The organism is Mesorhizobium sp. M5C.F.Ca.ET.164.01.1.1 (assembly GCF_004792125.1).
GTDB lineage: Bacteria > Pseudomonadota > Alphaproteobacteria > Rhizobiales > Rhizobiaceae > Mesorhizobium > Mesorhizobium wenxiniae.
In genome coordinates this window covers 195,553-207,593 of the sequence record NZ_SRTG01000006.1, presented here as the reverse complement: position 1 = coordinate 207,593, position 12,041 = coordinate 195,553, and the positions used below count along the sequence as shown (strand labels likewise).

Genomic DNA, 12,041 nt, shown 5'->3' with positions numbered 1-12,041 from the left:
ATACGAATTATGTCGAAGCGCGATGCGCGCCGATCCCGCTCGCATCGTTCCTCACGGCCCGCGTTCAGGGAGGTCGAAGTTGAGCTGCAACATTCGCGCGATGTTTATCAGAATCGTCTCACAGACCTTATCTTGATTAGGATCCAGATATTTGACAGTCCAGTTTGCCCCGTTCTCCTTGGTTTCGAGCCGTTGAATCATAAAATCGGTGACGTGCTCGCATCCCGGCTCCTTGTGAAGATCCGCGAGGATCAATGCCTTGAGCTCCGAAGCTTCCTTTGTATGTCTTTGCATGACCGCTCTCCTTGCGGATGACAACTTCTATGGATCGATCAACTGAATAGTCGTGATCTCCATCAATCCCAGGGCTCGTGTCATCGCACCAGCTCACCCAACGTTGCGGCAATGCCGCTGCTTGGTGTGTCAGCGTCTAGGCCCTCCACGAATTGGCCCTGTGGGTTCATGATGTAGATATAGGTTCCGTGATCCATTAGGTAGTCGTCACCGCCCGCCTCGCCGTGTCGCGCCACACCATAGGCGCCATATGCCTCCGAAACCGCAGCGATCTGTTGCGGGCTGCCGGTCAGTCCGACGATGCGCGGATCGAACGCCGCGGTAAAGCTTCCCATCACCTCAGGCGTGTCGCGTTCTGGATCGACGGTGATGAAGAGCGGCTGCAGTTTGGCGGCATCGGGGCCGAGTTCCTCCATCGCCGCGGCGATTGAGGACAGCGTCGTCGGACAGATGTCCGGACAAGACGTATAGCCGAAGAAAACCAGCAGCCATTTGCCGCGATAAGTCTCATCGGTGACCGTCGCTCCGTCCGGTGCCGTGAGCGTGAATGGGCCACCGACCGTGACCGGCGCCGCGTCAGCCCGCACGAGCGGTTGGCAGATCGACAGGCTCGCTGCGAATATGATGCAGAAGCGGGATATGAGGGACCGTAGGCCCGGAGCGAGGAGTTCATGCCGTCGGCTCATCAAGTACCTCCGGTACCTCGAGAAAGACGCTCCAAACCCCGGCGACGTTTGCGACTAGCAAACTCGCCTAAACTGCCGAACCTTATCATATTTTTTTGCTGAATGGCTAGACATGGTACTGGTTTGGCCCTATTTTAAAATGTTGCCCCTCATCCAGATGAAGGAGGTGGCTATGACAATTCGCGAATTGATGAGTGGGCTAGCGGCGATCACTTTCGTTGCGACAATGTCCGCGCCTGCGCAAGCCTACGAAGTGGGTCCGGTCACGGGAGGCGGAACGGTCGAGGGTACGATCGTCTACCGCGGCGACGTGCCGACAACAAAGATCATCCCCACCAAGGATATCGAGGTGTGCGGCGACCCCCGCGAGGAGCCGCTGATCGAAGTCGGCAGCGATCAGGCCGTGCTGAACGCGGCGGTGCAGCTGGTCGACGTGGCACAGGGAAAGGCTTGGCCGGAGCCCGGAAAGCCGCCTGAGCTTAACAACCTCAAATGTCGCTTTGAGCCCGCGGTTCAGATGATACCCGCCGGTTCGCTGGAGGTGGTCAACAGCGACCCAATGCTCCACAACACCCACGGGTATTATGGCAAGCGCACCGCCTTCAACCTGGCGCTACCCAACAAGGGCCAGCGGATACCCGTCGAACTGAAGCGGGCCGGCACTGTCCGCATCGACTGCGACGCGCATGGCTGGATGGAAGGCTGGGTCTATGTGGTGGACAATCCCTACTACGCCGTCACCGGCGCCGACGGCAAGTTCAGCATAACCGATGTTCCGCCTGGGGACTACAAGCTCGTGGCGATCCACCCCTTCACCGGGCCTATCGAGCAGCCCGTAAAGGTAGAGGAGAATAAGGCCACCAGTCTGACGATTGAACTGAAAAAATAAGAAAATGGGCGACCCACTGATTCAACAGGGTCGCGTTCCTGCGAGAAGGCCGACGCTTTAAGAAACGGTCTGCACTGAGGAGGAACCCTGATGTCTGACGAGCTTGACCGCATTCGGCGCGAAATGCATGCGGTGCTGCAGCAGCCTGGAGTACGCCCCGACGACTCGCTTCAAATCACCCGCCGCACCTTCATTCACAGATCGCTGTTGTTCGGCGCCGCTTCTGTCGGCCAGACCTTCGCGTGGTGGCCGCTGCTCAACACCATCGACGTCGCTCACGCCGCTGAAGCGCCCTTCAAGTTTGCCTGGATTTCGGACACCCATCTCTACGAGAGATCCCTCAACACGCGCTTCGTCGACAAGGTGGTGCGCGCCGTGCAAGAGGTCCAGGCCATGGATCCTCCGGCCGACTTCCTGATCTTCGGCGGCGACCTGGCCCAACTCGGAAAGATCGAGGAACTTGAGCTTGGCGTTGAGCTCCTCAAGGATCTGAAGATCAAGAAGTACTACATCCCGGGCGAGCATGACTGGTATCTGGATATGGGCAAGAAGTGGGGCGAGTTGTTCGGCCAACCCAACTGGACCTTCGATCACAAAGGCGTGCGCTTCATCGGGCTCGATACGGTCAGCCGGGGACCGGACTACTGGACAGCGAAGAAGATGACGCCAGAGGAGCGCATGGGCCACATGGCTACCCTCGACGGCACGGTTGCCGGCGCGTGGGCCGGTGTCGGCCGCGAGCAACTCGACTGGATGCAGAAGACACTCGCCGACTGGGATAAGTCCAAGCCGATCGTCATCTTCAGCCACAATCCGCTGTACGAGTACTACCCGCCCTGGAATTTCTGGGTACGCGACTGGCGCGAAGTGAATGACGTGCTGAAGCCTTATGCCAAGGTTACCAACATCCATGGTCACGTGCACCAGGTGCTCTACAACGAGATCGGCAGCATGCGCTCGATCGGCATGCTGGCGACCTCCTGGCCGTGGCCGTATGCCCCGGAAGGCGTCCCCAAGCTGACCAAGCCGATGATCCGGGTCGACCCCGGCGATCACTTCGATGGGGTCGGTTGGGAAACCGTGAATGTAAACGCCGACGACAAGGTCGACGTCGAGTACATCATGTGGGGCCGCAAGGAGGTTTTCGTTCAGTCGCCGGAGGACCACGACAAGAGCATTGGAGAGGTCCTACGGCCACGCATCGCCGATAATCAGTACCCGTGGGAAAATCCATAAAGGGTGGTGGCTATGATAAACACACCAACATTCCTGCGCATTCTGAGGCGTTCCACAGTCGCAGGAGCAGTCGTCGCAGCTGCCGTCGCCCTCGGGCCGGCCAGTGCCAACAAGGATCCGGTGACGCCAAAGCAGCTGAAACTTTATCAAGAGGCGTTCATGGAGGAGGTCAGGAAGGGAGACCTCCTGTTCCACGGTGATGCGGCGATGGCGGAGCAGTTGGGCGTCAAGCTGTCCACCACAGGGTGGGCCTGCGCCATGTGCCATCCGATGGCCTCCGATACCCACCCGCAGGCGTTCCCGAAGTTCCAGGCGTCGATGGCCAAGTTCGCGACACTGCGCGACATGATTAACTGGTGCATCGAGAAACCGAACCAGGGCGAGAAGATCGATCCCGAATCGGAGGCGATGAAGGCGCTCGAGGCGTACATCACCTGGTCGAACACCGGCTCGGTGCTGGTGCCAGGCAAGTACTAGTCTCGTCGATAGCCGGGGGTACTGGCTTTACGGGAGCGCGAAGCCAGTCCCATCGGGGTGACACCTCGATGGGGAAGGGTGGAGTTGAAGCAGTGGTGCGGCCCGGGAACCGCGCGGGGAGGTCTATGCGTTGGCAGAGACTGGAATGGAGTTGCGCGGCAAGTTCGCGAATGTGGACTTGGATGCGCTGGTCGACAATCGGGTCGTGCGGACCTGGCTTTATTTCGGCATGTTCTGGTTGATGGTGACGCCATCCGTCGGCGTCCTGATCTCGAGCACCTTCAACTACCCCGACTATCTCGGATCGGGGAACCTCGAGCTAACCTTCGGCCGGCTGCGCCCGGTCCACGTCAACGGTGTCATCTTCGGCGCCTTCTCGACGCTTTTCATCGGCCTTTGCTACTATCTCGTGCCTCGTCTGTCGGGGGTGCGGGTGATATGGTCGGAGTGGTCGGTTCTTCTCGCATGGGTCTGGAACGTCGCAACGCTTGCCGGTTTGGTCGGCTTGCTGATCGGCGACAGTGACGGTTTGGAAGCCGGAGAGTTTCCGCTCTACGCGAAGGTCGCGTTCTTCATCGTGGTGGCTGTTGCTACCGCGCAATTCCTGATCACGATCAGTCGAAGGCTCGAGCCGGCAATCTATGTCGCGCTATGGTACCTGATCGCCACTTTCGTGTGGACGACGATGAACTTCGTGCTTGGAAGCTTCATCCTGCCATACACGATCTCGGGCATCAACAGCGCCGCCTTCCATGGCCTCTATCTCCACTACATCGTCGGGCTGTGGCTAACGCCCGCGGGCTACGTGATCATCTATTATTTCCTGCCGATCAGCGCGCGAAATCCGCTCTATGCCCATAAGCTCTCGCTGGTCGGCTTCTGGTCCTTGGCATTGTTCTACCCATTCGTAGGCATCCACCATTACCTCTACAGCCCGATCGCGGACTGGGCCGAGACCTTGGCCGTCGTCACGTCGATGCTGCTGATCATTCCGGTGTGGACGGTGCTGGTGAACTTCTTCGGCACCATGATGGGCAAGTGGCATGAGTTCGGCAGGAACCTGCCGGCGAAGTTCCTGATCATGGGCTCGCTCATGTATCTCGTCGGCTGCTTCCAGGGCTCGACCGAGGCGCTGCGGCAGCTGCAGCAGCCGACCCATTTCACCGATTTCGTCATCTCGCATTCGCATCTCACCGTGTTCGGCACCTTCGTCGTCTGGGCGATGGGGGGCCTCGTCTATACCTGGCCACGGCTGTTCGGGCGCGAACTCTGGTCCTTCAAGCTCGGCAACTGGTCGTTCTGGCTGATCACCGTCGGCATCACGACCATGGGCCTGGTCCTCACAGCGGGCGGGCTGCAGCAGGGTTATCAATGGATGAATGGGGTCGAATGGCTCGACTCGCTCGTCTGGGTGAAACCCTACTGGCTGGCGCGGACCCTGGCAGGCATCAGCATGGATATCGGTATGTCGCTGCTGGTGGTGAATCTGATGCTGACCGCGCTGACCAGCCCGGCGGCTGAGGCGCGACGCGTCCGCGGGCCGGTGGAGGCACCTATCCCTGCCCCGGCGAGAGGGCCTGCGCAGTGAACGTTCGCTTCTTCGCGCTGTTCGCCGGCGTCTTCTGCATCACCCTTGCGGTGATCACGCAGGGCGTGCTGCCCTTCGTGGAGCCGTCCTCGCGAACTACGCGCGTGACCTCTGTGGTGCGCACGGATTTCGGCCAGCTGAAATGGACGGTTTCAGAGGCGACGGACTACACCGAGCAGCAGCTTCGCGGCCGCAGCATTTACCTGCGCGAAGGCTGCTGGTACTGCCATTCGCAATTCGTGCGGCCGGTAACCGGCGAGATCCGCCGCTGGGGACCGGTCAGCGAGGCGGGCGAATACGCCTATGACGTGCCGCACCTATTAGGCACACGTCGGATCGGGCCGGACCTGACGCGCGTCGGCCTGAAATACAGCGACGAATGGCACCTGGCGCACTTCTACAATCCGCGGATGCTTGTGCCGGACTCGATAATGGCGCCGTATCGCGGCCTCTTCCACGAGCCCGATGCAGCGGTCCGTATCGTTGACGACGGCGCTGGCAATCGGACCCTGGAAAGGACAGAGGTCACCCTAGGACTGTTCGACTTCGACAGCCAGCAACCGATCCAGCTGACGCCGAATGCGTATGGGTTGCTGTTCGTGCCGCTGAAGGCCCGCGAAAGAAAGCCGATCATCCTGACGCCGAACGACGAATACACAGGGGAAACCGTCAGCATCGTGGCGGAGACGGAATCGGTAGCGGCGCTCGTTTCTTACCTCCAGAAGCTCGGCACGAACCGGGGTAAATGGCGTGATCTTTTCGAGCCGCAGAGCCTGGAGGTCATGGATGCGACGATGCCGCGCTCCGAGGAATGGATTGCCTATGGCAAGGAAGTCTATGAGCGCCGCTGCATCGGTTGCCACGGTGCCAAAGGCGACGGCAACGGGCCGGCCGCCACCTTTATGTTTAACCAGCGGCCCAGGGACTTCACGTCCGCAGTCTTCAAGTTCAGGTTGACAAAAGAACCCCTGCCCACGGACGGCGACATGCTGCGCACCATTACTCGCGGCATCCGCGGCACAGCAATGCCCCCTTGGTACGAACTGCCGCTCAACGATCGGCTGGCGGTGATCCAGTACATCAAGTATGAGCTAGCGGTTGACCGTTCCGATCCCGCCAGTCCTTACGCTTTCTTCGTCGAAGAACCGCCTGGCCCACCGTTGTATATCGGGCGCCCGCCGATCCCGTCCCAGACGATGCTGGACCGTGGCAAGGAGGTTTGGCAGGTGGCGAAGTGCTGGGAGTGCCACGGCCAAGGCGGCAAGGGCGACGGCGAGAAGGCTGCCGGCCTCAAGGATGATCTTGGGTTCGCCGCCGTGCCGGCCGACCTCACCAGCGGCCAGTTCAAGTCTGGCCCGGCCGTCGAAGACATCTTCCGGACGATAACTACCGGCCTCAGCGGCACGCCGATGCCGTCCTATCGGGATTCCTTTCCCGACGAGGACCGGTGGGCGCTTTCCTATTTCGTGGTGGCGCTTTCCGCCTATAAAGACCCGCTCTCGCTGCAGCCGCTCTCGATCAAGACGGAGGTCCGCGCGGCGCTGAACGATCTGGAGCTGGTCGCTGACAAGCCTGAGCGAGCGTATGTGCCCGATCCGGCGGTGCCGGCGTCCGGCCCGCCAGCGCCGCCTGGCGAGGAACAGGCGCCCGCAGGAGGATAGCCATGCTCGGTTTTGAAGTTACCGGACCCTATGCGGGCGCCATGATGATGAGCCTGGCGGCCCTGTTCTTGTTCATCTGGGGCGTCCTATCCGGCGCGTTGAGCGGCACCGACAAAGCCGCCAACGGGTTTTTTGAAAGGGAGATGGAAAATGAGCGATCTGCAGAGCAGCGATCCGGAGAGCCCGACGCACCCGGAACTGGAAGTGCGTCAAAGCTCGCACCCTGAACTGGAGGACTATGCCGGCGGCCTGATACAGGCGCGTGTGGGATTCATTCCCATATGGCTTCTCGTCGTCTACTGCCTGCTGTTCGCCTGGGGGCTGTATTACATGTATGTTTATTGGGGCGGGCTCGGTCCCGGCCGTCTGTTCTAAGAAGACTGTCGCAAGGGCTGGTAAGGCAGGAGTGATGGAGATGTTGGTAGCCAGAATTCTCCTTGGGGTCGCCGCATTGAACCTCCTTTTTCTGGCCTTCGAGGTGGCGACAAACGTGCTTCGTCTTTATTTCGGCTAACATAGGAGCAGCGGATGCTACAGGACACCATTTTCAAGCTCACTGACGCCGGCTTGCCGCAGATGCTCGGCTTCCTCATCTATGGCGGCTGCACCGTCGGCTTTATCGTCTATCTTGTCTATCTTGTGCGGCAATAACGGCGCGGACGCGGCGCTGCGAAAACGCCAATGATCTACTACCTCGTGATCTTCGCCGCTGGATTTGCAGGCAGCTTTCATTGCGTCGGCATGTGCGGCGGCTTTGCCTGCGCACTGGGCCGCGATCAGCGAGGCGGAGGCGCAACCGTCGTTCGCCACCTGCTCTATAATACCGGCCGATTGACAACCTACTGCTTTCTGGGCGGGCTCGCGGGTGCGATCGGTCAGGTCATCTGCACCACGCAAGGTCTAACGGCGGCGCCGCTCTTGAACGGCTCCCTCGACGTCGCACAACGAATTCTCGCGATCGTCGCTGGCCTGCTCATGGTTGCCATGGCGTTGCAGTTCTTCGGCTTGCTGCAGGTCTTTCATCGCCTTGCGACCGGATTTGGCGGCAGCACATTTGCATGGTCTCTACGCGGTCTGTTGGCCGCCCAAAGCAGCGCCGCACCGCTCGCCTTTGGCGTTTTCAACGGCTTCCTGCCATGTCCCCTGGTCTATGCCTTCGCCGCCCAGGCGGCGAGCACCGCCGGAGCGCTTCCTGGCTTTCTCGTCATGGCGTCGTTCGGACTGGGAACCTTTCCCGCGATGTTGATGATGGGCGGCGTCGGCCGGATACTCGGCCCAGTCTGGCGGCGGCGTGGCGTGCGGCTGGCCGGCGGCTTTATTCTTTTGCTCGGTCTCATCACGCTTGGCCGTGGCCTCCTGCCCTCGGACGCGCATATCGGACACGCCTGGCTGGGAGGACTTCCCACATGACTGCGCATGGCGATATCCTCTGTAGCCATTGTTCGCTGCCCGTCGGCGTGCGCCCGATGGAGCGCAGGCTCAACGGTGAGGCTTGCGCGTTCTGCTGCTACGGCTGTTGCATCGCCTTTCAGGTGAAGAGCGGCAGACACGAGGAGTGGGAAGCCGCCTGGCTTCTGATCCAGCTCGGCGTAGGCGGCTTTCTCTCCATGAATATCATGATGTTCAGCCTCCTCCTCTATTCGGACGCGTTCACCGGCGTCGATGCGGGCGTGCTGCCGTGGATTCACCTTTTGCTCTGGATCTTCGCGACGCCAGCGGTGGTGATTCTCGGCGGACCCTATCTGCGCGAAATGTGGCTCAATGGCATTCAGGGACGTGTGACGTCGTCGGCACTCATCGTGCTTGGCGTCGCTGCCGCTTACCTCTATTCGGCATTTGCCGTGTTCGAGGGCAGCACGCATGTCTACTTCGACACCGCCGTGATGGTGCTGATGCTATTCACCGTTGGCCGCTATCTCGAGGCTGTTGGCCGCGCCAGGGCAGCGCGCGACCTCGAACCTCTTCTGGCCGCAGAGAGCGAGAGCGCGACCGTGATCGATGGCGCGGCAGAGATCCGCCGTCCGGTGCGGGAGGTGTCGGCCGGCATGCTGGTGCGGGTCCGGCCAGGCGAGCGCATTCCGGTCGACGGCGTGGTTGTCGAGGGGGAATCGAACACCGATGAAGCCGTGATTACCGGAGAAAGCCGGCAAGTGACAAAGGGCGCCGGCTCCAAGGTGATTGCCGGCAGCATCAATATCGACGGCCCGCTCCTGATCCAAAGCAGCGGTGACGGAACCGCAACCCGCTGGGCGCGGATTTGCCGGTCGGTGCGCGAAGCGCTGGGCCGTCGCAGCCCAACCCAGCGCCTTGCCGATCGCGTCGTTGGCGTGTCCGTGCCGCTCGTCCTCGCCCTCGGCGGGCTGACGATCGTTTACTGGGCGCAGTCATTGCCGTTCGATCGGGCGTTGCTGATTGGCCTCTCGGTACTGGTGGTTGCCTGTCCTTGTGCCGTCGGCCTCGCTGCTCCGATGGCGACATCACTCGGCATCGGCCGGCTGGCGCGGCACGGCTGCCTCGTCCGCGACCCCGGCGTGCTCGAGACCCTCGCGCGTGTCCGGTTGCTCGCCTTCGACAAGACCGGCACTCTGACGGCGGGCAAAGCGCGTCTCGTCGGCGTCGACTGCGAGGAGGGCGGCATCGACGAAGTACTGGCGCGCGCCGCCGGTCTGGAACGCCTTTCCGAGCATGGTCTGGCGCGGGCCATCGCGGCAGCCGCCGCTCAGCGGGGCATCACGCCGCTCGTCACCCGCAATGTCCGGACGGTTCCCGGCCGTGGTATCCGCGGCAGCGCCGAAGGCCGGCCCGTGGCGGCAGGGAACGGCAGATTGATGAGTGACCTGGGCTGGCCGCTTCCCCCGTCGCTGGCCGAGCATGCGCGGTCGCTGGAGGCGAGCGGTCATTCGGTGGTCTATGTCGGTTGGGGCGAGCAGGTTCACGCCGTGCTGTCGCTCGATGATTCACCGCTTCCCGAGGCGCAGGCCGCGATCGCGGCCCTGCGTGAGCGCGGGCTCGACGCCACGCTGTTGACCGGCGACTTGGCGCAAGCGGCGGAGCGGATCGCGGCCCTGGTCGGGGTCAAGGACGTCCAAGCGGGCCTTTCGCCGGAGGCCAAGCGGCTGGCCCTGGATCGGCTCCGCCATGACCACGGTTCGGTGGGGATGGTCGGCGATGGACTGAATGACGGGCCGGTCCTGGCCGCCGCAGATGTCGGTATCGCCGTCGGCTCCGCCACAGATCTCGCCCGCGAGACTGCGGCGCTCGTGCTGCCTGCGGACGGGTTGTGGATGCTGCCCTGGATCGTCGACGTGGCCCGCGCGGTCCGCAGGACCATCTTGACCAATCTTATGTGGGCGTTCGGCTACAACCTCGTCGCGCTGACGTTCGCAGCATTCGGACTTCTGCAGCCAATCCTTGCGGCGGCGGTCATGGCCGGCTCGAGCATCCTCGTGGTGGTGAATTCGCTGCGGCTGGAGCAGCTGCCCGATCCTGTTCCAGCGCTGATCCCGGAGCAACGATCCGGCACCAGGGCGGAGCGTCCCACAATGGCGCCGGCATTTCCGCAATGGCCGGCCCGGCCGTCGCGCGGAGTTGAGTTTCGTTTCAGCCAAACACGTCGTGCGTGAAGGCATCATACCAGCCTTCCGCCGCGCGCGCAGCCTGCCGGCGGATCTCGGAGCTTTCCTCGACCTTGCTGACGAAGCTGATGACGCTCTTGAGCTTCCCGTCGACGGGCTTGAAGCTGATGGCGTTGCTGAACGCATCGTCGGGAGCGAGATAGGTGTAGCAGGTGTTGAACAAATGCGCCGGGAAACGCGCTGATCCGGTGAGATCGGCCGCGATGGCAAAGGCACAGGCTTTGGCCTGGCTGTTGGCGCAGAAGGCGGATTTCGGCATATCCCCGCCGATGATCGCGTCGCCGACCAGATGGACGCCGGGCTGCAGCGCCGATTCGAAGGTGACCGGATCGACCGGACACCAGCCCGACTGATTGGCGAGCCCTGCCTGATGCGCCAAGCGCCCGGCCATTTGCGCCGGGATGACATTGGCCACCGCGGCCTTGAAGGTTGCTCCCGCGGTGATCACCGACCGGGTCTTCGCGTCGATCGCTGTGACCCCGCCGGTGAACTGGGCCGGTAGCCATTCGATCATTCCCGGATAGTGGCGGTTCCAAGCGTCCTGGAACAGGTCCTGCGCGTTGAAGCTGTCTTTCGCATCGAGGATCAGAATTTTGGCCTTGGGTTTGCGGCGCTGGAAATAGGATGCGACGAGCGAAGCGCGCTCGTAGGGGGCGGGCGGGCAGCGAAACGGATTCGGCGGAGCAACGAGCACGAACAGCCCGCCGTCCTCCATGCTTTCCAGTTGCTGGCGCAACAGCCTCGTTTGCTGCCCTGCATTCCAAGCGTGCGGGATGATCTCCATCGCCGCTTCGTCATAGCCCTCAAGCGCCCGATCCCTGAATGCGATGCCTGGCGCAACAACGAGACGATCGTAGCTGAGCTTTGAACCGTTGTTCAGCGCAACGGTTTTAGCCGCCGGGTGAATCGCCGCGGCGGACTCATGAATGACGGTGATACCATATTGTTTTGCCAGCGCTTCATAACCATGATTGAGCGATTCGAACGGGCGCAGCCCGGCGAGATAGAGATTGCTGAAGAAACAGGTCGCGTAGCTCTGCCGCGGTTCAACGAGGGTCACCTCGATAGCCGTGGCACTGGCGGCGAGATATTTGGCGACCGTTGCGCCGCCGATGCCGCCGCCGATCACGACGACACGCGCCTTGGCTTGGCCCCGCGCTTTCGGCTGGTTGAGCGCCGTTAGCAACGCTGCTCCAGTCAGGCGGCCGAACTCGCGACGCGTCCAGGATTTCATGGCGGGTTACTTTCCCTAGCTGCGACATAGCGTGCGACGCTTGCGATCTCCTCGTCGCTGAGCGAGAGCGCGATAGCGTGCATGATGTGACTGGGGCTCTGGCTCGCCCGGTAGGCAAGCAGGGCGCTGGCGAGCCTCTCCTCGCCGAGCCCGATGATGGGGGGAATGCCTCTGTCGTGGCCATCAAGGCGATGGCAGGACGCACAGGTCGCGGCGAGTTGAGCGCCTTGATCGGCGCCCGCCGCCGCGCCGGATTGGCTGACGAGCAGGACGAAGCCTGTGGCAATCGCAGATCCCACGACGGGGCGCATGCTGAACGCCCGTCTGTTTAGGAGTTTTGC

Annotated in this window: 13 protein-coding genes; 9 read left to right on the top strand and 4 right to left on the bottom strand. The window is 62.0% G+C overall.

Going from position 1 to position 12,041, the window contains the following annotated elements; translation table 11 throughout:
• Positions 1–51: 51 nt before the first annotated feature.
• Together EN807_RS26610 and EN807_RS26605 are read right to left on the bottom strand one after the other, a co-directional pair.
• Entirely contained in the window at positions 52–294 is a 243-nt protein-coding gene (locus EN807_RS26610) for a hypothetical protein (RefSeq protein WP_135937323.1), read from the bottom strand.
• A gap of 80 nt (positions 295–374) precedes the next feature.
• Positions 375–980: an SCO family protein gene (locus tag EN807_RS26605; RefSeq protein WP_135937322.1), complete on the bottom strand. Its 606-nt coding sequence runs from the start codon at positions 978–980 to the stop codon at positions 375–377.
• A gap of 172 nt (positions 981–1,152) precedes the next feature.
• On the opposite strand from EN807_RS26605, the gene EN807_RS26600 reads away from it, so the two are divergent.
• The 9 genes from EN807_RS26600 to EN807_RS26560 all read left to right on the top strand — a co-directional run bounded on the left by EN807_RS26600 (position 1,153) and on the right by EN807_RS26560 (position 10,454).
• Positions 1,153–1,869, top strand: a complete 717-nt coding sequence (locus tag EN807_RS26600) for a carboxypeptidase regulatory-like domain-containing protein (protein ID WP_246684374.1) — start codon at positions 1,153–1,155, stop codon at positions 1,867–1,869.
• A 90-nt stretch (positions 1,870–1,959) separates the two neighbouring features.
• Positions 1,960–3,105, top strand: a complete 1,146-nt coding sequence (locus tag EN807_RS26595; protein ID WP_135937321.1) for a metallophosphoesterase — start codon at positions 1,960–1,962, stop codon at positions 3,103–3,105.
• Between the two features lie 12 nt (positions 3,106–3,117).
• A complete protein-coding gene (locus tag EN807_RS26590; protein ID WP_246684372.1) occupies positions 3,118–3,582 on the top strand; it encodes a hypothetical protein in 465 nt (154 codons plus the stop codon).
• A gap of 145 nt (positions 3,583–3,727) precedes the next feature.
• Complete coding sequence (locus EN807_RS26585; protein WP_135937391.1) at positions 3,728–5,170, top strand: cbb3-type cytochrome c oxidase subunit I; 1,443 nt, start codon at positions 3,728–3,730, stop codon at positions 5,168–5,170.
• A complete protein-coding gene (locus EN807_RS26580; protein ID WP_135937320.1) occupies positions 5,167–6,831 on the top strand; it encodes a cbb3-type cytochrome c oxidase subunit II in 1,665 nt (554 codons plus the stop codon). Before EN807_RS26585 ends, EN807_RS26580 begins: the two co-directional genes overlap by 4 nt.
• Positions 6,832–6,981: 150 nt before the next feature.
• Positions 6,982–7,206 carry a hypothetical protein gene (locus tag EN807_RS26570; protein ID WP_065007038.1) on the top strand — a complete coding sequence of 75 codons (225 nt, stop codon included), beginning with the start codon at positions 6,982–6,984 and terminating at the stop codon, positions 7,204–7,206.
• Between the two features lie 153 nt (positions 7,207–7,359).
• Positions 7,360–7,482, top strand: coding sequence for a hypothetical protein (locus EN807_RS37485; RefSeq protein ID WP_281034079.1), 123 nt, complete (start codon positions 7,360–7,362; stop codon positions 7,480–7,482).
• Between the two features lie 30 nt (positions 7,483–7,512).
• Positions 7,513–8,241: a sulfite exporter TauE/SafE family protein gene (locus tag EN807_RS26565; protein WP_135937319.1), complete on the top strand. Its 729-nt coding sequence runs from the start codon at positions 7,513–7,515 to the stop codon at positions 8,239–8,241.
• Positions 8,238–10,454, top strand: coding sequence for a heavy metal translocating P-type ATPase (locus tag EN807_RS26560; protein ID WP_246684366.1), 2,217 nt, complete (start codon positions 8,238–8,240; stop codon positions 10,452–10,454). Before EN807_RS26565 ends, EN807_RS26560 begins: the two co-directional genes overlap by 4 nt.
• Here the strand turns inward: EN807_RS26560 and EN807_RS26555 are convergent.
• Positions 10,432–11,700, bottom strand: a complete 1,269-nt coding sequence (locus tag EN807_RS26555; protein ID WP_135937318.1) for an NAD(P)/FAD-dependent oxidoreductase — start codon at positions 11,698–11,700, stop codon at positions 10,432–10,434. The two genes, EN807_RS26560 and EN807_RS26555, sit on opposite strands and share 23 nt — an antisense overlap.
• Complete coding sequence (locus EN807_RS26550; protein ID WP_135937317.1) at positions 11,697–12,011, bottom strand: c-type cytochrome; 315 nt, start codon at positions 12,009–12,011, stop codon at positions 11,697–11,699. The genes EN807_RS26555 and EN807_RS26550 overlap by 4 nt, the downstream gene beginning before the upstream one ends.
• Positions 12,012–12,041: the final 30 nt, after the last annotated feature.